Annotated in this window: 16 protein-coding genes; 10 read left to right on the top strand and 6 right to left on the bottom strand. The window is 59.6% G+C overall.

Translation table 11 applies throughout. The features are described from left to right. Positions 1-108: 108 nt before the first annotated feature. Positions 109-2,286: a malate synthase G gene (locus tag AB3226_RS12110; RefSeq protein WP_367373212.1), complete on the bottom strand. Its 2,178-nt coding sequence runs from the start codon at positions 2,284-2,286 to the stop codon at positions 109-111. Here AB3226_RS12110 and AB3226_RS12105 point away from each other — a divergent pair. Together AB3226_RS12105 and AB3226_RS12100 are read left to right on the top strand one after the other, a co-directional pair. Beyond that, complete coding sequence (locus AB3226_RS12105) at positions 2,269-2,535, top strand: hypothetical protein (protein WP_131816009.1); 267 nt, start codon at positions 2,269-2,271, stop codon at positions 2,533-2,535. The two genes, AB3226_RS12110 and AB3226_RS12105, sit on opposite strands and share 18 nt — an antisense overlap. 366 nt (positions 2,536-2,901) lie before the next feature. Continuing rightward, entirely contained in the window at positions 2,902-3,420 is a 519-nt protein-coding gene (locus AB3226_RS12100; protein ID WP_052967399.1) for a glycine cleavage system protein R, read from the top strand. Positions 3,421-3,635: 215 nt separating this feature from the next. Here the strand turns inward: AB3226_RS12100 and rarD are convergent, their stop codons facing one another. The 5 genes from rarD to AB3226_RS12075 form a co-directional block, all read right to left on the bottom strand. Further along, positions 3,636-4,523 carry an EamA family transporter RarD gene (gene rarD, locus AB3226_RS12095; RefSeq protein ID WP_367373211.1) on the bottom strand — a complete coding sequence of 296 codons (888 nt, stop codon included), beginning with the start codon at positions 4,521-4,523 and terminating at the stop codon, positions 3,636-3,638. A gap of 161 nt (positions 4,524-4,684) precedes the next feature. Further along, complete coding sequence (locus AB3226_RS12090; protein WP_123357589.1) at positions 4,685-5,659, bottom strand: serine/threonine protein kinase; 975 nt, start codon at positions 5,657-5,659, stop codon at positions 4,685-4,687. Positions 5,660-5,855: 196 nt separating this feature from the next. After that, positions 5,856-7,757 carry a PhoX family phosphatase gene (locus AB3226_RS12085; protein ID WP_367373210.1) on the bottom strand — a complete coding sequence of 634 codons (1,902 nt, stop codon included), beginning with the start codon at positions 7,755-7,757 and terminating at the stop codon, positions 5,856-5,858. Between the two features lie 103 nt (positions 7,758-7,860). Beyond that, on the bottom strand, positions 7,861-8,625 hold the full coding sequence (locus tag AB3226_RS12080) for a TOBE domain-containing protein (RefSeq protein ID WP_367373209.1): 765 nt from the start codon (positions 8,623-8,625) through the stop codon (positions 7,861-7,863). Between the two features lie 63 nt (positions 8,626-8,688). Continuing rightward, on the bottom strand, positions 8,689-9,429 hold the full coding sequence (locus tag AB3226_RS12075; RefSeq protein ID WP_367373208.1) for a ComF family protein: 741 nt from the start codon (positions 9,427-9,429) through the stop codon (positions 8,689-8,691). A 90-nt stretch (positions 9,430-9,519) separates the two neighbouring features. On the opposite strand from AB3226_RS12075, the gene bioB reads away from it, so the two are divergent. The 8 genes from bioB to AB3226_RS12035 all read left to right on the top strand — a co-directional run bounded on the left by bioB (position 9,520) and on the right by AB3226_RS12035 (position 18,150). Beyond that, positions 9,520-10,575, top strand: a complete 1,056-nt coding sequence (gene bioB, locus AB3226_RS12070; RefSeq protein WP_367373207.1) for a biotin synthase BioB — start codon at positions 9,520-9,522, stop codon at positions 10,573-10,575. A gap of 173 nt (positions 10,576-10,748) precedes the next feature. Further along, positions 10,749-11,927, top strand: coding sequence for an 8-amino-7-oxononanoate synthase (gene bioF / locus AB3226_RS12065; protein ID WP_367373206.1), 1,179 nt, complete (start codon positions 10,749-10,751; stop codon positions 11,925-11,927). Next, on the top strand, positions 11,920-12,651 hold the full coding sequence (locus AB3226_RS12060; RefSeq protein WP_367373205.1) for an alpha/beta fold hydrolase: 732 nt from the start codon (positions 11,920-11,922) through the stop codon (positions 12,649-12,651). Before bioF ends, AB3226_RS12060 begins: the two co-directional genes overlap by 8 nt. Further along, on the top strand, positions 12,644-13,456 hold the full coding sequence (gene bioC, locus AB3226_RS12055; protein ID WP_367373204.1) for a malonyl-ACP O-methyltransferase BioC: 813 nt from the start codon (positions 12,644-12,646) through the stop codon (positions 13,454-13,456). Before AB3226_RS12060 ends, bioC begins: the two co-directional genes overlap by 8 nt. Then, positions 13,453-14,133 (top strand): dethiobiotin synthase, encoded by a 681-nt coding sequence (bioD, locus tag AB3226_RS12050; protein ID WP_038981192.1) that lies wholly within the window; start codon positions 13,453-13,455, stop codon positions 14,131-14,133. The genes bioC and bioD overlap by 4 nt, the downstream gene beginning before the upstream one ends. A gap of 121 nt (positions 14,134-14,254) precedes the next feature. After that, positions 14,255-14,551, top strand: a complete 297-nt coding sequence (locus AB3226_RS12045) for a pyrroloquinoline quinone biosynthesis protein PqqE (RefSeq protein ID WP_367373203.1) — start codon at positions 14,255-14,257, stop codon at positions 14,549-14,551. A gap of 276 nt (positions 14,552-14,827) precedes the next feature. Continuing rightward, positions 14,828-16,633: a phenylacyl-CoA dehydrogenase gene (locus AB3226_RS12040; RefSeq protein WP_367373202.1), complete on the top strand. Its 1,806-nt coding sequence runs from the start codon at positions 14,828-14,830 to the stop codon at positions 16,631-16,633. 227 nt (positions 16,634-16,860) lie between these two features. After that, positions 16,861-18,150 carry a GGDEF domain-containing protein gene (locus AB3226_RS12035; protein ID WP_367373201.1) on the top strand — a complete coding sequence of 430 codons (1,290 nt, stop codon included), beginning with the start codon at positions 16,861-16,863 and terminating at the stop codon, positions 18,148-18,150. The last annotated feature ends 3 nt before the right edge of the window (positions 18,151-18,153 follow it).

Here is an 18,153-nt window from a genome sequence, read left to right as displayed (position 1 = left end):
GAGCGTCCCGGGCTGCATTCCCACGCGGAGCGTGGGAACGATCAATCTGAAGCAAAAAAGCCCCGATCTTTCGATCAGGGCTTTTTCATGTCCGGCGTCAGCGTTTACTCAAAGGCCATTGGCAGCCTTGAATTCGCGACGACGACGGTGCAGAACCGGCTCGGTGTAGCCGTTCGGCTGTTGGGTGCCTTCGACCACCAGTTCGACCGCCGCCTGGAAGGCGATGTTGCTGTCGAAGTTCGGTGCCAGCGGACGGTACAGCGGGTCGTTGGCGTTCTGACGGTCAACCACCGGCGCCATGCGCTTGAGGCTTTCCATTACCTGATCTTCAGTGACGATGCCATGGCGCAGCCAGTTGGCGATGTGCTGGCTGGAAATACGCAGCGTCGCACGGTCTTCCATCAGGCCGACGTCATTGATGTCCGGCACTTTCGAGCAACCCACGCCCTGGTCGATCCAGCGCACCACGTAACCGAGAATGCCCTGGGCGTTGTTGTCCAGTTCGTTCTTGATCTGCTCCGTGGTCCAGTCTGGATTGACGGCCAACGGGATGGTCAGGATGTCGTCCACCGAAGCGCGAGCACGTTTGGCCAGTTCGGCCTGACGGGCGAACACGTCGACCTTGTGGTAATGCAGCGCGTGCAACGCGGCGGCGGTCGGCGATGGAACCCAAGCGGTGTTGGCCCCGGCCATCGGGTGGGCGATTTTCTGTTCGAGCATCGCTGCCATAAGATCCGGCATGGCCCACATGCCTTTACCGATCTGGGCGCGACCTTGCAGGCCAGTGCTCAAACCGATGTCGACGTTCCAGTTCTCGTAGGCGCTGATCCATTTTTCAGCCTTCATGTCGGCCTTGCGCACCATCGGGCCGGCTTCCATGGAGGTATGGATTTCATCGCCCGTGCGGTCGAGGAAGCCAGTGTTGATGAACACCACGCGCTCGGCGGCAGCCTTGATGCAGGCCTTGAGGTTGACCGTGGTACGGCGTTCCTCGTCCATGATCCCGACTTTGAGGGTGTTGCGCGGCAAGTCGAGGACGTCTTCGATGCGACCGAACAGCTCGTTGGTGAATGCAGCTTCTTCCGGGCCGTGCATCTTCGGCTTCACGATATAGACCGAGCCAGTACGGCTGTTCTTGCGCGAGCTGTTGCCGTTGAGGCTGTGGATTGCCGCGAGGCAAGTCACCAGGCCATCGAGAATGCCTTCCGGTACTTCGTTGCCGTCTTTATCGAGGATCGCGTCGATGGTCATCAGGTGACCGACGTTGCGCACGAACAACAGCGAGCGACCGTGCAGGCTCAGTTCGCTGCCATCGAGGGCGGTATAGGTGCGATCGGCGTTCATGGTACGGGTAAAGGTCTGACCGCCCTTGGCGACTTCTTCCGACAGATCGCCCTTCATCAGGCCGAGCCAGTTGCGGTAGATCACCACTTTGTCATCGGCATCGACCGCGGCGACCGAATCTTCGCAGTCCATGATGGTGGTCAGCGCGGCTTCCATCAGGATGTCTTTGACACCGGCAGCGTCGGTCTGGCCGACCGGGGTGCTGGCGTCGACCTGGATCTCGAAGTGCAGGCCGTTGTTCTTCAGCAGGATCGCGGTTGGAGCCGCCGTATCGCCGTGGAAACCGATCAGTTGGGCATCGTCGCGCAGGCCGGTGTTGCTGCCGCCTTTGAGGGCGACCACCAGTTTGCCGTCAATGATCTTGTAGCCGGTGGAGTCGACGTGGGAGCCAGCAGCCAGTGGCGCGGCTTCGTCGAGGAAGGCGCGGGCGAAGGCGATGACCTTGTCGCCGCGAACCTTGTTGTAGCCTTTGCCTTTTTCCGCGCCGTCCGCTTCGCTGATGGCGTCGGTGCCGTAGAGCGCGTCATACAGCGAACCCCAGCGGGCGTTCGAGGCATTGAGCGCGAAACGCGCGTTCATCACCGGCACCACCAGCTGTGGACCGGCCATACGGGCGATTTCGTCATCGACGTTTTGTGTCGTTGCCTGGAAATCAGCCGCTTCTGGCAGCAGATAACCGATGTCTTGCAGGAAGGCTTTGTAGGCCACCGCATCGTGCGCAACACCTGCACGAGCCTGGTGCCAGGCATCGATACGTGCCTGGAAATCATCGCGTTTGGCGAGTAGGGCTTTGTTCTTCGGCGCCAGGTCATGGATGACCTTGTCGGCACCGGCCCAGAACGTGTCGGCGGTGAGGCCGGTACCGGGAATGGCTTCGTTGTTCACGAAGTCGAACAGGACTTTGGCGACCTGCAGGCCACCGACTTGAACGTGTTCAGTCATTGCTTGCCTCACTCTGCTCAGCTATTTCGCTTTTCAGCTCTTCAATTTAACAATGAAGCCTCTGGCCATTTAAACCACAAACCCATCTACCAGTACATGCCATTGCTGGCGGCTGGGTTCGATCCGATCAACGGCTTTGCGGCCTTGCTGACAGGGCTTTCAGGGGTTGCGACGGCACCTGCGGCAGACATCGATCCAGCGTTATGTAGTGCGCGCTGCGGCATACTACATGATGAATTGCGGTTGTGAAAATTAGACTAATTACGTCGTTCTGCGACCCCATGACGCATTGCAGTCACGTCGGGGCACGGGATGTTCTCAAAAAACTATTGGATTGTTCCAGTTAAATATAAAAACTTGTACACATAATATTCGAAGCCCTGCTATGGGGCACTGCTCTTTGTGGCGAGGGAGCTTGCTCCCGCTGGGGCGCGAAGCGGCCCTCTGCATTTATTCAGACAGAACGCATTCGCTGTTTCTTGCGACTGCTTCGCAGCCGAACGGGAGCAAGCTCCCTCGCCACAAGAACAGGAGCCAAAGCAGCATCGCGCCGAATCCAGCCCCTTGCCTATACTTGTTTTTCTATAACAAAAGTCATGACCAGAGGGCTGCGCCATGGACCATCTCGTACTCACTGTAATTGCGCCAGACAAGCCCGGGCAGGTCGAGCGCATTGCTCAATGCATTGCCGAGCACGGCGGTAACTGGCTGGAGAGCCGCATGTCGCGTATGGCCGGGCAGTTCGCGGGGATTCTTCGGGTGGGTGTGCCGGCTGAGGCCTACGACGAACTGGTAGACGCCTTACAGAGATTGGCGGATCAAGGGATCCGCGTGCTGATCGCCGAAAGTGGCATCGAGCAGTCCTGCACCTGGAAGCCGATTGCCATGGAGTTGGTGGGCAATGATCGTCCGGGCATTGTGCGAGACATTACGCGTCTGCTGAGCGAGCAGGGCGTGAACCTGGAGCAGTTGGTGACCGAAGTTCGACCGGCGCCGATGAGCAGCGAGCCGCTGTTCCATGCCGAGGCAATTCTTGCGGTGCCGCTGACATTGTCGCTGGAGGTGCTGCAATCGCGGCTGGAAACCCTGGCGGACGATCTGATGGTCGAATTGGTGCTGCGCAGCGAACCTTGAAAAGGTTATCCAAGTTATACGTGCACCTGCCTGTGGATAACCTGTAGAGACACCTCGCCAGGCCACGTCGGCCGGTGCTCTTCAGGATCTGATCAAAAAACCAGCAGTTTCAGTGACTTGCGCACAAACGCCGGGGATCACACTGTGGATAACCTTGGGAAGGATAGATGCAGGCCACGAGAGACGTGGCCTGTAGAGGTTTGTACGTTTTCTGATCAGCGACGGCGGCGCAGACTTATCCACGCGTCGATGCTGTAAATCGCCAAACCAGCCCAGATAAAGATGAATGCCACCAGCGTGCTGGACGACAAGTGCTCGCCAAACAGCAGAACGGCTTGCAACAACACCAGCGTCGGCGCCAGGTACTGGAGAAATCCGAGGGTGGTGTAGGGCAAATGCCGGGCGGCGGCGTTGAAACACACCAGCGGTACCAGCGTCACCGGACCTGCAGCCACCAACCACCAGGCTTCAGAGGTGGTCCAGAATTCGGCTTGCGCGCTGGTCGCGGTCGGATTGAACAGCAACCAGGCGACGGCAATCGGCACCAGCATCCAGGTTTCCACCACCAGCCCCGGCAGCGCCTTGACCGGTGCCTGCTTGCGGATCAGTCCATAGAAGCCGAAGGTCAATGCCAGTACCAGCGACACCCACGGCAGGCTGCCGACTTGCCACACTTGCTGCGCAACACCGACCGCCGCCAGGCCAACCGCCAGCCATTGCATGCGCCGCAGCCGTTCGCCGAGGATCAGCATCCCCAACAACACGTTTACCAGCGGGTTGATGTAGTAACCGAGGCTGGCTTCAAGCATGCGTCCGTTGTTCACCGACCAGACGTAGGTCAGCCAGTTGGCGGCGATCAACGTGCCGCTCAGGGCCAGGATTGCCAGCCGCCGCGGATTCTCCCGCAGCTCACGCCACCAGCCGGGATGCTTCCAGACGAGTAGCAGCAAAGCGCCGAACAGCGCGGACCACAGCACTCGGTGGATGATGATCTCCACGGCGGGTACGTTGGCGATGGCTTTGAAGTAGATCGGGAACAGGCCCCAGATGATGTAGGCACTCAGGCCCAGGATGTACCCGCGACGCGGGTTGGCGGCTTGCATGAGAATCCTTGCTTAGGCAGCTAACAAAGAGGGGATTGTATAGATGTGTCATGTTTTTTGTAGGAGCGAGGCTTGCCCGCGAAGAACGATGATGCGGTTCGTCAGACAAACCGCGTTATCGTTCTTCGCGGGCAAGCCTCGCTCCTACAGGTCCGTGGTGTTTAGAAGAGTTTTAGTGGCTCTTCATTGAGTGCGGCGAGTTGCTCACGCAACGCCAATACTTGATCGCCCCAATAGCGCTCGGTGCCGAACCACGGAAAGCTGCGAGGGAAGGCCGGGTCGTCCCAGCGACGGGCGAGCCAGGCGCTGTAGTGCATCAGGCGCAAGGCGCGCAGCGGCTCGATCAGCGCCAGCTCTCGCGGATCGAAGTCGTGGAATTCGTTATAGCCGTCCATCAATTCCGACAACTGTCCCAGACATTCCTGACGATCACCCGCCAACATCATCCAGATATCCTGCACCGCCGGGCCCATGCGGCAGTCGTCGAGGTCGACGATGTGGAACATCTCATCGCGGCACATCATGTTGCCGGGGTGGCAATCGCCGTGCATGCGGATGTTCTGATGCGGCGTGGCCTTGTAGACCTCTTCGACCCGCTTGAGCAGGTCGCGGGCAACGGACTCGTAGGCCGGCAGCAAACTTTTGGGTACGAAATTGCCTTCGAGCAGGGTCGTCAGCGAGTCCTGACCAAAGTTCTTTACCCCCAGCGCTTCACGGTGTTCGAACGGTTTTGTAGCACCGACCGCATGCAGGCGACCCAGCAATTGCCCCAGGCGATACAGCTGATCGAGATTGCCCGGCTCCGGTGCGCGGCCGCCGCGACGGGGAAACAGGGTGAAACGGAAACCGTTGTGTTCGTGCAGGCTGGCACCGTTGTGAATCATCGGCGCGACCACCGGTACGTCGCACTCGGCGAGTTCGAAGGTGAATTGGTGTTCTTCGAGAATCGCTTCGTTGGTCCAGCGCTGCGGACGGTAGAACTTGGCGATCAGCGGCTCGGAGTCTTCGATGCCGACCTGATAGACGCGGTTCTCGTAGCTGTTGAGCGCCAGAATGCGTGCGTCGCTGAGAAAGCCGATGCTTTCGACGGCATCGAGCACGAGGTCTGGGGTGAGCGTTGCAAACGGGTGGGCCATGCTGACTCCTGCGCGCAGCAGGCTGCCGCGTCGGGCCAAGCATGGTAGCGCAGACGGGGCTTCTTTAGTGGTTGGGTTGAGGTAAGTGTTGTTCACACCGACGCCATCGCGGGCAAGCCCGCTCCCACAGGTCATGCGCTAATTTTGAAATCGCGCCTATCCTTGTGGGAGCGGGCTTGCCCGCGATATGGCCCTATCAGGCGCCGACGATCCCGCCATCCTCGCGGGAAATCGCCATCACCGAAGACCGCGGCTTGCCGTTAGGCAGATGCTCAGGGAACGTTGACCCACCGTTTTCCCCCGGATGCTGAATCCCGACAAACAAGGTTTTCTGATCCGGCGAGAAGCTGATCCCCGTCACCTCACAGCCCACCGGGCCGACCATGAAGCGACGGATCTCGCCCGTCACGGGGTCAGCACAGAGCATCTGGTTATTGCCCATGCCCGCGAAGTCACCGGCGTTGCTCGAATCGCCATCCGTGAGAATCCACAAGCGTCCGGCTTTGTCGAAGCCCAAGCCGTCGGGGCTGTTGAACATGTTCTGCGGGGTGATATTCGATGAACCACCTTTTGGCGTACCGGCGTGGACGCCTGGGTTGCCAGCGACTACAAACAGATCCCAGGCAAAGCTTTTCGAGCCGTGATCGTCGTGGTCGGTGCGCCAGCGCAGGATCTGACCGTAAACGTTTTTCTCGCGCGGGTTTGGCCCGCCCACCGGCTGGCCTTCTTCGCCGCGTTTGGCGTTGTTGGTCAGGGTGCAATAAACCTGGCCATCCTTGGGGCTGACAACGATCCATTCCGGACGGTCCATGCGCGTCGCGCTCGCAACGCTGGCTGCGAGACGTGCATGAATCAGCACTTCGGCCTGATCGGCAAAGCCGCTGCTGGCATCGATGCCATTTTTGCCGTGGGTCAGTTCGATCCACTGGCCTTGGCCTTTCGGGTGATCGGCGTTGCCGTCGCCCGCGTCGAAACGCGCCACGTACAAGGTGCCGTGATCCAGCAGGTCGCGGTTGGCTTTGGGGTTTTTGTGGTTGATCTTGTCGCGGCTAACGAACTTATAGATGAACTCGCCACGTTCATCGTCGCCCATGTACACCACGGCGCGACCGTCATTGGTTTCGGCCAGCGCGGCGTTTTCATGTTTGAAGCGGCCCAGCGCAGTGCGTTTGACCGGCATCGACTGCGGATCGAACGGGTCGATTTCCACTACCCAGCCGTGGCGGTTGAGTTCGTTGGGGTTTTTCGCCAGATCGAAGCGCGGGTCATGTTGATGCCAGTTGATTTCTTTACTGGCCGCCACCGCGCCGTAGCGTTTCTGCGCGGCATCGAATTTCTGCTCGGCATTGCTACTGCCGAAGCAGTCGGTGAAGTTCTCTTCGCAGGTGAGGTAAGTGCCCCACGGCGTCTTGCCATTGGCGCAATTCTGGAAGGTGCCGAGGACGTTCTTGCCGTGTTTGTCGGCGCTGGTTTTCATCAGCTCGTGACCGGCCGCCGGACCGCTCAGGCTGATCGGCGCGTTACCGTGAATGCGCCGGTTGTAGCGCGAGCCCTGGACGAATTGCCATTGGCCATTCTTGCGCTGCACTTCGATCACCGACACGCCTTCACAGGCCAGGGCCTTGCGCACATCTTCTGCCGATTGCGGCGTGCCGCCGTGGGGGTAGAGGTAGCGGTAGTTGGTGTATTCGTTGTTGATCGCCATCAGTGCCCGGTCTTTGTCGCCGGGAAATTCGAACAGGCTCATGCCGTCGTTGTTGTCGCCGAATTGGACTTCCTGCGCCTGGGCCGTGCCGTTACCGCTCGGGTCGAAAGCCGGGCCATTCTTTTGCAACGGCTGCCCCCAACTGATCAAAACCGAAGATTTGTAGCCCGGCGGCAGGGTAATGGCGTCGGTCGTGGCGGCGGCGATGCTGTCGAAACCCAACAGTTTGCTGGAGCCCGCGCTGACGCTGGCGGCCAGCACACTGCGACTCAGCAAATTGCCACCGAGAAACATCGCTGCACCGCAGAGGGCACCAGCGCTGATGAAGCCTCGACGGCTGAGGCCAACCATCTTTTCGAGGTCGGTGGGTTGGTTGTCTTCTAATAAGCTCACATCAGGCTCCCTGCGGGTTTTTGCAGTCACCTTAATGGTGATCGATGAAGGTTTTGTTGCAGTCGCCACAACACACTGCTACAGAGGTTGCGATGCACTTGGGCTAAAGCGGTGTACCCAGCAGAATGTTGGACGGTGCGAATTGCACCAGCACCGGTTTATCAGCGGCAAGCTCGAGGGTTTTCAAGTGCAGAGGCTCGGCCAGGGCGCAAAGCGTCTGGCCATTAGGCAGGCCGATACGCACTTCGCTGGGGCCGTCATCGGCGTCGAGGATTTCTTCGATCATGCCCTTCAGGCAGTTGTTGCCGGGCGTCGCGGCTTGATCGATGCCCAGCAGTTCCAGCCAGCCAGCCTTGATCAGTGCCACCACTTCGGTGCCGGTTTGCAGTTCCAGGCGCAGAGAGCTGTCGTGGGTGATCTGCGCATCGATACGCAAGCCTTCGGCCAGTTCAAGACGGATGCGGTCGTTGCGTCCCTGTGCATCGATCGCCACGACCTTGCCGTGCAGTTGATTGCGCGCGCTGGTTCTGAGCATCAGGCGCCCGAGCAGGTCCAAGTCACTGGCCTCCTCGGCGGTTTCCAGCACTTGGGCCTGCAACGCTTGCAGCTTTTGATACAGACGCAACACGCGCTCGCCTTCGCTGGACAGTTTGGCGCCACCGCCGCCCTTGCCGCCGACGCTGCGCTCCACCAGCGGTTTCTGCGCGAGGTTGTTCAGCTCGTCGATGGCATCCCACGCCGCTTTGTAACTCAGGCCCGCGCTTTTCGCGGCGCGGGTGATCGAGCCTTGTTCGGCGATGTGTTGCAGCAACGCGATGCGCTGCGGGCGACGGACAATGTGTTGGGACAACAACGTAGGCAAGGACATGGCGAGACGCTTTGGGCTGTGACGATGGATAGGACGTTGGCGGCTTGAGGTGCGGGAGTCAAGTCAGCCCTCATCGCCAGGTTTGGGTGTACGGGCAAGGCAGTAGACATCGACTCGCGCGGCCCCCGCATCCATCAACAAGCGAGCCAGGGCCTGGGCGGTGGCGCCGGTTGTTAGCACGTCATCGACCAATGCGAGGTGGCGGCCCTTGATCGAAGCCACGGGCGCGAGGGCAAAGGCGTGGCGCAGGTTCTTTTTACGTTCGTCGGCATTCAGCTTTTGTTGCGCGCTGGTGTCCTGGATTCTCAGCAACAGCGTTTCATCACAAGGAATGTCGAGGCTGACGCTGAGCCAGCGGGCGAGCATCGCCGCCTGGTTGAAACCTCGCTGGCGCAGACGTTTGGTGGCCAGAGGTACCGGTATCAGCGCATCGGGCCGGTCCAGATCCTCATCGAAACGATGTTGCAGGAATTGAGCGAGAAGTTCGGCGAGCAGGCGGCCAAATGGCCATTTCGCGCTGTGCTTAAAGCGCGTGATCAAACTGTCGACAGGAAAGCTGTAAGTCCAGGGTGCGGCGACTCGTTCGAAGGCCGGCGGTAGCTTTAAACATTGGCCACACGTCAGGCCCGCCGCCGGTAAGGGCAGGGCGCATGTTTGGCAGTGATCGCCAAGCCAAGGCAGGTCAGTTTCACAGGCCATACAGATTGGCCTGATATCCTCGGTCGCTTCGTTGCAAAGTAAGCAGTGTTGGTTATTGTTTAACCAGATGTAAACCGGTCCTACGTAACGTGGTTGACAGCGCATCGCTCTTCCTTAAATATGCCGAACATCCGTGTCGCGTCTGTGGGTATTCCATTCCCGAGCCGCTTGCCAAGCATAAACAAGGAAACGCCCATGAGCGCCAGCACCACTGCAACCCTGCGTCATGACTGGTCTTTGGCCGAAGTCAAAGCACTCTTCGTTCAGCCATTCAACGACCTGCTGTTCCAGGCGCAGACGGTGCACCGCGCGCATTTCGACGCCAACCGCGTTCAGGTGTCGACGCTGCTGTCGATCAAGACCGGTGCGTGCCCTGAAGATTGCAAATATTGTCCGCAGTCCGGCCACTACAACACTGGCCTGGAAAAAGAAAAACTGATGGAAGTGCAGAAGGTCCTCGAAGAGGCCGCTCGTGCCAAGGCCATCGGTTCGACCCGTTTCTGCATGGGCGCGGCGTGGAAACACCCGTCGGCCAAAGACATGCCGTACGTGTTGGAAATGGTCAAAGGCGTGAAAGCCATGGGCCTGGAAACCTGCATGACCCTCGGTCGTCTCGATCAGGACCAGACCGTCGCCCTGGCCGAAGCCGGCCTGGATTACTACAACCACAACCTCGACACCTCGCCTGAGTTCTACGGCAGCATCATCACGACCCGTACTTACGGCGAGCGCCTGCAAACCCTGGCTTATGTGCGTGATTCGGGGATGAAGATCTGCTCCGGCGGCATTCTCGGTATGGGCGAATCCCTCGACGACCGCGCCAACCTGTTGATCCAGCTGGCCAACCTGCCCGAGCATCCAGAGTCGGTGCCGATCAACATGCTGGTGAAAGTCGCCGGTACGCCGCTGGAAAACGCCGACGACGTCGACCCGTTCGACTTCATCCGCATGCTCGCCGTCGCGCGCATCCTGATGCCGCAATCCCATGTGCGCCTGTCCGCCGGCCGTGAAGCGATGAACGAACAGATGCAGGCCCTGGCGTTCTTTGCCGGCGCCAACTCGATTTTCTACGGCGAGAAACTGCTGACCACCGCCAACCCGCAGGCGGACAAGGACATGCAACTGTTCTCGCGTCTGGGCATCCTGCCGGAAGCGCGCGAAGAGCACGCCGACGAAGTGCATCAGGCCGCCATCGAACAGGCACTGGTGGAGCAGAAGAGCAGCGAGCAGTTCTATAACGCTGCGGTCTGAAGCTGGAATCGACTTTTTTGATGCAATGCAAAACACTGTGGGAGCGGGCTTGCCCGCGATAGCGATGGAGCATTCGACATCTTTGTTGAATGTGACACCGTCATCGCAGGCAAGCCAGCTCCCACAGGATCTGTGTCCATCCTGATATATGTGATCTGACACTTGAGGCCTGCATGTCTTTCGATCTCAGCGCACGCCTTGCTGCCCGTCGTGCCGAAAACCTTTATCGCCAGCGCCCGCTGCTCGAGAGCCCTCAGGGCCCGGAAGTGGTGGTCGATGGTCAGCCGTTGCTGGCGTTCTGTAACAACGATTACCTGGGCCTGGCCAATCATCCGCAAGTGATTGAAGCCTGGCGTGCCGGCGCGTCGCGTTGGGGCGTGGGCGGTGGTGCTTCGCATCTGGTGATCGGCCACAGCGGCCCGCATCACGCACTGGAAGAAGCCCTCGCCGAGTTCACCGGCCGCCCGCGAGCGTTGCTGTTCACCACCGGTTACATGGCCAACCTCGGCGCAGTCACCGCACTGGTCGGGCAGGGCGATACGGTGCTGGAAGACCGTCTCAATCATGCGTCGTTGCTGGATGCGGGGCTGTTGTCAGGTGCGCGTTTCAATCGCTATCTGCATAACGACGCGGCCAGTCTGGCCAAGCGCCTTGAGAAGGCCACCGGCAATACGCTGGTGGTCACCGATGGCGTGTTCAGCATGGACGGTGACATCGCCGATCTGCCGGCGCTGGCGCGGGAAGCCAAGGCCAAAGGCGCTTGGCTGATGGTCGATGACGCTCACGGTTTTGGTCCGCTGGGTGCCCATGGCGGCGGGATCGTCGAGCATTTCGGTCTGAGCCAGGAAGACGTGCCGGTGTTGGTTGGTACCCTCGGCAAGGCTTTCGGTACGGCCGGTGCTTTTGTCGCCGGCAGCGAAGAGTTGATCGAAAGCCTGATCCAGTTCGCTCGCCCATACATCTACACCACCAGCCAACCGCCGGCGCTGGCCTGCGCGACGCTGAAAAGCCTGGAGCTGTTGCGCAGCGAACACTGGCGACGTGAGCATCTGCAGACGCTGATTCGGCAGTTCCGCCAAGGCGCCGAACAGATTGGCCTGGAGTTGATGGACAGCTTCACGCCGATCCAGCCGATCATGATCGGCGATGCCGGGCGTGCGGTTCGACTGTCGCAGATGCTGCGCGAACGCGGACTGATGGTGACTGCGATTCGTCCACCGACTGTGCCCGCAGGCAGCGCACGTTTGCGCGTAACCCTGACCGCCGCTCACAGCGAGGCGCAGGTACAGCTATTGTTAAATGGACTGGCCGATTGTTTTCAACAACTGGGACCGGAGCCAAGCCATGCGTGATCGTCTGATTCTGCTGCCGGGTTGGGGTCTCGGGATTTCGCCGCTGGAACCCTTGGCGGCTGCCTTGCAGGGTTTGGATGAGCACCTGCGCGTCGAGATCGAGCCCTTGCCGGAACTGGAGTCGAGCGACCTTGAAGAATGGCTCGATGAGTTGGACTCGACGTTGCCACAGGATGCCTGGCTCGGTGGCTGGTCATTGGGCGGCATGCTGGCGTCCGAATTGGCGGCGCGACGCGGTGACCGCTGCTGTGGCTTGGTGACGCTGGCGAGTAACCCTTCTTTTGTCGCCCATGAGCAGTGGCCGAGCGCGATGCCCGGCGAAACCTTCGATGCGTTTCTGGCCGGCTGCAAGGCTGACTCGCGCATGACGTTGAAACGCTTTTCGCTGTTGTGCGCCCAAGGTGCCGAAGACCCGCGCGGGATGTCGCGACTGTTGCTCGCTGGCGCACCGCATACGTCTTCGCCGGTGCTGATGAGCGGCCTGGAGTTGCTCGCACAATTGGATACCCGGCAAGCCTTGCAAGCGTTTCGCGGCCCGCAATTGCACTTGTTTGGCGGCCTCGACGGGCTGGTCCCGGCCGAAGCGGCGCAAGACCTGCTGACGTTGCTGCCGGATGTCGAAATCGGTCTGATTGAACAGGCCAGTCACGCGTTTCTTCTGGAAGACCCTCACGGTGTGGCGGGGGCGATTCAGGCCTTTTTGCATGAGTTCGGTGATGACTGATTTATCCCTTCCCAACCTGCCCGGCGGCTTGCCCGACAAGCGCCAGGTGGCGGCATCCTTTTCCCGTGCGGCGGCAAGCTACGACAGCGTGGCCGAATTGCAGCGCGACGTGGGCAGCGAGTTGTTACGTCGGTTGCCGGAAGATTTTGCTCCTGCTCGTTGGATGGATATGGGCTGCGGCACCGGGTATTTCAGCCGAGCCTTGGCGCAGAGGTTTCCTGCGAGCGCTGGCGTGGCGTTGGACATCGCAGAAGGGATGCTCAATCACGCCCGTCCCTTGGGCGGCGCGACTCATTACATCGCAGGCGATGCGGAGCGCTTGCCGTTGCAGGACTCGACCTGCGATCTGGTCTTCTCCAGCCTGGCGGTGCAATGGTGCGCGGATTTCGCCTCGGTGCTCAATGAAGCGTACCGGGTACTGAAGCCGGGCGGAATTTTCGCGTTTGCTAGTCTGTGTGCAGGCACGCTGTACGAATTGCGCGACAGCTGGCGTCAGGTGGACGGCATGGTGCACGTCAACCGCTTCCGCGAGTTCGGTGTTTACCAACAGCTTTGCGCGGGCAGCGGCTTGAAGGTCGTCAGCCTCGAAACGCAACCGCATGTGTTGCATTACCCCGATGTCCGCAGCCTGACCCATGAGCTCAAGGCACTTGGGGCGCACAATCTGAACCCCGGTCGGCCGGGCGGTTTGACCGGCCGGGCGCGGATCCTCGGCCTGATCGAGGCTTACGAGCAGTATCGTCAGGCACAGGGACTGCCGGCGACTTATCAAGTGGTTTACGCCGTGTTGGAGAAACCCTTATGAGCGCAGCCTATTTCATCACCGGTACTGACACCGATGTCGGCAAGACCACCGTCGCCGCAGGTTTGCTGCATGCCGCGCGGTTGGCGGGCTTGAGCACGGCAGCGGGCAAACCGGTGGCCTCCGGTTGCGACCTGACGCCCAAGGGTTTGCGCAACGCCGATGCACTGGCGCTGTTGGCCGAGTGCTCGATACCGTTGACCTACGATCAGGTCAATCCGGTCGCGTTCGAGCCGGCGATTGCACCGCATCTGGCGGCGCGGGAGGCTGGCGTGGCGTTGACCGTGCAATCACTGTTGACACCGATGCGGCAGATTCTCGATATGCAGGCGGACTTCACCTTGATCGAAGGCGCTGGCGGCTGGCGAGTGCCATTGGCGGATCAGGACAATCTGTCGGACCTGGCAATGGCGCTGGGTCTGCCGGTAATCCTGGTGGTCGGCGTACGGCTGGGTTGCATCAATCATGCACTGCTGACAGCCGAGGCGATCGCACGGGATGGTTTGCAGTTGGCAGGGTGGGTGGCCAACATCATCGATCCGAAGACCTCGCGCCTGGAAGAGAACCTCGCGACGCTGGCCGAGCGCATTCCCGCGCCGTGCCTGGGGCGGGTGCCGAAACTCAAGTCGGTGACAGCCGATGCGGTAGCCGAACATCTGCAGCTGGATCTGCTGGACTGAGTTTGTTGGCTTGGGGTTTTACCTATGACAAGGCACTGTGCCATTAGTGTTTTTGTCGGGCCTTTTGTCGGCGTGTCTGGTTCAATGGCCGCTGTTGATCCTTTGTCGGACGAGTTGCCCCATGGAAATCTCAGGAAACACCGCTTTTTATGCTGGTCTGAGCACTATTCAGACAGGGCAGAACCGTGTCGATCAGGCTTCGGGGCAGATCGCCAACAACACCATCGAGCGTTCGGTCACCAGTCAATCCTCCGAGATTCAGGTTGATCGTCTGCGTTCGGTAGACCGCAGCCAGCAATCGGATCTGACCAGCAACATGGTCGAGATGGCTCAGGGTAAATTCCAGGTGGAGCTGGGCGTCAAAGTCGCCAAGGCATCCGATGAAATGCTCGGTACGCTGATCGATACCTACGCCTGATCCCTCGCTGAATCCGCTACTCCCACGCCGCGCCTGTTCGCGGCGTTTTTCTGCGTAAGTCCTTCTGCCTCAACTAATCTCTCCTACATGGCGTGTTGCTCAGTCAACGACGTTGCGCAACAGCGTGGCCGATGTTTTCGTGGGCGATGACGAACGGCAAAAGATCGGCGCTTGACAAGAATTGGGCGTAAACGTATGTTTCAAACAACTGTTTGACCGCCACAACAAATCAACGCGGTCGTTCATTCCCGGTTACATCAGCAGAGGTTTATCGCTATGCCTGACTACAAGGCCCCCTTGCGTGATATTCGCTTCGTTCGTGACGAACTGCTCGGCTACGAAGCGCACTATCAGAGCCTTCCGGCTTGTGCAGACGCAACTCCAGACATGGTTGACGCCATTCTCGAAGAAGGCGCCAAGTTTTGTGAGCAGGTGCTGGCTCCGCTGAACCGCGTGGGTGACACCGAAGGCTGCACCTGGAGCGAGTCCGGCGTTAAAACCCCGACCGGTTTCAAAGAAGCCTACAAGCAATTCGTTGAAGGCGGCTGGCCAAGCCTGGCTCACGACGTAGAGCACGGCGGCCAAGGCCTGCCAGAGTCTCTGGGGCTTGCCGTTAGCGAAATGGTTGGCGAAGCCAACTGGTCGTGGGGCATGTACCCAGGCCTGTCCCATGGCGCGATGAACACCATTTCCGAACACGGTACGCCTGAGCAGCAAGAGGCTTACCTGACCAAGCTGGTTTCCGGCGAATGGACCGGCACCATGTGTCTGACCGAACCGCACTGCGGCACCGATCTGGGCATGCTGCGCACCAAGGCCGAGCCTCAGGCCGACGGTTCCTACAAAGTCTCCGGCACCAAGATCTTCATCTCGGCCGGCGAACACGACATGGCCGACAACATCGTCCACATCGTTCTGGCACGTCTGCCGGATGCACCGGCAGGCACCAAAGGCATTTCGCTGTTCATCGTTCCGAAATTCCTGCCAAACGCAGACGGCTCGATCGGCGCACGTAACGCTGTGACCTGCGGTTCCCTGGAACACAAAATGGGCATCCATGGTAACGCCACCTGCGTGATGAACTTCGACGCGGCCACTGGTTACCTGATTGGCCCGGCGAACAAAGGCCTGAACTGCATGTTCACCTTTATGAACACCGCACGTCTGGGGACTGCGTTGCAAGGTCTGGCGCACGCCGAGATCGGCTTCCAGGGCGGCCTGAAATACGCTCGCGATCGTCTGCAAATGCGCTCCCTGACTGGCCCGAAAGCGCCCGACAAAGCCGCTGACCCGATCATCGTTCACCCTGACGTACGTCGCATGCTGTTGACCATGAAGGCTTTCGCCGAAGGCAACCGTGCGATGGTTTACTTCACCGCCAAGCAAGTCGACATCGTCAAGTACGGCGTCGATGAAGAAGAGAAGAAGAAAGCCGACGCACTGCTGGCCTTCATGACGCCGATCGCCAAAGCCTTCATGACTGAAGTCGGTTTCGAATCCGCTAACCACGGCGTACAGATCTACGGCGGCCACGGCTTTATCGCCGAGTGGGGCATGGAGCAGAACGTTCGCGACAGCCGCATTTCGATGCTGTACGAAGGCACCACAGGTATCCAGGCACTCGACCTGCTGGGCCGTAAAGTGCTGATGACTCAAGGCGAAGCGCTCAAAGGCTTCACCAAGATCGTCCACAAGTTCTGCCAGACCAACGAAGGCAACGACGCGGTCAAAGAGTTCGTCGAGCCATTGGCTGCGCTGAACAAAGAGTGGGGCGAGTTGACCATGAAGGTCGGTATGGCAGCCATGAAAGACCGCGAAGAAGTTGGCGCCGCGTCGGTGGACTACTTGATGTACTCCGGTTACGCGTGCCTTGCCTACTTCTGGGCTGACATGGCGCGTCTGGCTGCCGAGAAACTGGCGGCTGGTACCACTGAAGAGGCGTTCTACACCGCCAAGCTGCAGACTGCGCGCTTCTACTTCCAGCGCATCCTGCCGCGTACCCGCACTCACGTCGTAACCATGCTGTCGGGCGCCCACAACCTGATGGACATGAAAGAAGAAGACTTCGCACTGGGTTACTAAGCCCTACGCTGTCCTTCATAAAGCCGCTGCTTCCTCGGGAGCAGCGGCTTTTTTGTGCCTGACGCAAACGGGCTGAGCGTGTAAATATTCCTGACTAAAACGCTAAGAAGAACACCATTGCTGCCGTTAAAGAGGATGGCGATGTGACACATGTCACATCGCACGTGCTTAGCTGCTCTAAATGCAGGCACAATGCCATCTTTGTTTGCCGGGTCGGAGCTTTACCCTTGCCGCGTTCTTCCGCTGTACGTTTCAGTCATTTTTTGCCATCGCTGCTGTTGTTGCTTGCGGGGCTTGCGGCTGCCTACGTCAAGGATCTCAACGTCTTCTTCACTTCGCTGTTCAACGTTCTGCCTACTCTGGTGCTGTTGCTCGGCGGGGCGTATTGCGCGGTTTACCGACGTCAGCGTGAACTGTTTCTGATGGTCACGGTGTACATCGCCTACTTCCTGCTCGACACCCAGACCGACTATTACCGCGACAACGGCAAAGTCCGTGAAGACGCCGCCGTGGTTTTCCATTTGTGCTGTCTGTTGTTGCCGTTGCTCTTTGGCTTGTTCGCCGCCTGGCAAGAGCGTACTCACCTGTTCCAGGACATGGTGGCGCGCTTCGCCGTATTGTTGGCGTTCGGCAGCGTGGCGCTGGGGCTGGAACAAAGTTACCCACAGGCGCTCCTGATGTGGCTTTCGGAGATCCGCTGGCCTGCTTTGCATGGCGCCTGGATGAGCTTGATTCAGTTGTCCTACCCGGTATTCATTGCCTCATTCTTGTTACTGGCCTGGCAATACTGGCGTAACCCAAGACCCTTGCATGCTGCGCAATTGGTGGGGCTGTTGGGATTGTTCTGGATGTTGCCGAAAACCTTCATCCTGCCATTCACCCTGAACATCATGTGCAGCCAAGTGATGTTGATGATTGCCGCCGCGGTTGCCCATGAGGCCTATCAAATGGCCTTCCGCGATGAGCTCACCGGTCTGCCGGGCCGTCGTGCCCTGAACGAACGCATGCAACGGCTGGGGCGCAATTATGTGCTGGCCATGGGCGACGTCGATCACTTCAAGAAATTCAACGACACCCACGGCCACGATGTCGGCGACCAAGTGCTGCGACTGGTCGCCAGCAAGTTGTCGAAAATCAGCGGGGGCGGTAGGGCATATCGCTACGGCGGTGAAGAATTTGCGCTGGTGTTCGCAGGCAAAACCCTCGAAGAGTGCATGCCGCACCTGGAAGTCATCCGCGAATCCATTGCCACCTACAACATCCAGCTGCGCAATCAAGACAACCGTCCCCAGGATGACAAGCAAGGACGCCAGCGCCGCGCAGGCTCGGGCGCCTCGAGTGTATCGGTCACCGTCAGCATCGGCGTCGCCGAGCGGTTGGAGCAGCGCACGCCTGAACAAGTGCTCAAATCCGCTGACGAGGCGCTCTACAGCGCCAAAGGCGCGGGGCGAAATTGTGTCATGGCTTTCGGTCAGAACCGTCGTGGCGCGGTGCGCATGGACGCCGCTGCGGGTTGAGTG

Source organism: Pseudomonas lini, assembly GCF_964063345.1.
Lineage (GTDB): Bacteria > Pseudomonadota > Gammaproteobacteria > Pseudomonadales > Pseudomonadaceae > Aquipseudomonas > Aquipseudomonas lini_B.
Note: the sequence above shows the minus strand (reverse complement) of the source record. Positions and strands in the feature narration are given on the sequence as shown.

Excerpts from the sequence above, each read along its gene's own strand:
- AB3226_RS12110 (WP_367373212.1), bottom strand. The coding sequence starts at position 2,286 with ATGACTGAACACGTTCAAGTCGGTGGCCTGCAGGTCGCCAAAGTCCTG.
- AB3226_RS12100 (WP_052967399.1), top strand. The coding sequence starts at position 2,902 with ATGGACCATCTCGTACTCACTGTAATTGCGCCAGACAAGCCCGGGCAG.
- rarD (WP_367373211.1), bottom strand. The coding sequence starts at position 4,523 with ATGCAAGCCGCCAACCCGCGTCGCGGGTACATCCTGGGCCTGAGTGCC.
- AB3226_RS12090 (WP_123357589.1), bottom strand. The coding sequence starts at position 5,659 with ATGGCCCACCCGTTTGCAACGCTCACCCCAGACCTCGTGCTCGATGCC.
- AB3226_RS12080 (WP_367373209.1), bottom strand. The coding sequence starts at position 8,625 with ATGTCCTTGCCTACGTTGTTGTCCCAACACATTGTCCGTCGCCCGCAG.
- AB3226_RS12075 (WP_367373208.1), bottom strand. The coding sequence starts at position 9,429 with ATGCGCTGTCAACCACGTTACGTAGGACCGGTTTACATCTGGTTAAAC.
- bioB (WP_367373207.1), top strand. The coding sequence starts at position 9,520 with ATGAGCGCCAGCACCACTGCAACCCTGCGTCATGACTGGTCTTTGGCC.
- bioF (WP_367373206.1), top strand. The coding sequence starts at position 10,749 with ATGTCTTTCGATCTCAGCGCACGCCTTGCTGCCCGTCGTGCCGAAAAC.
- AB3226_RS12060 (WP_367373205.1), top strand. The coding sequence starts at position 11,920 with ATGCGTGATCGTCTGATTCTGCTGCCGGGTTGGGGTCTCGGGATTTCG.
- bioC (WP_367373204.1), top strand. The coding sequence starts at position 12,644 with ATGACTGATTTATCCCTTCCCAACCTGCCCGGCGGCTTGCCCGACAAG.
- bioD (WP_038981192.1), top strand. The coding sequence starts at position 13,453 with ATGAGCGCAGCCTATTTCATCACCGGTACTGACACCGATGTCGGCAAG.
- AB3226_RS12045 (WP_367373203.1), top strand. The coding sequence starts at position 14,255 with ATGGAAATCTCAGGAAACACCGCTTTTTATGCTGGTCTGAGCACTATT.
- AB3226_RS12040 (WP_367373202.1), top strand. The coding sequence starts at position 14,828 with ATGCCTGACTACAAGGCCCCCTTGCGTGATATTCGCTTCGTTCGTGAC.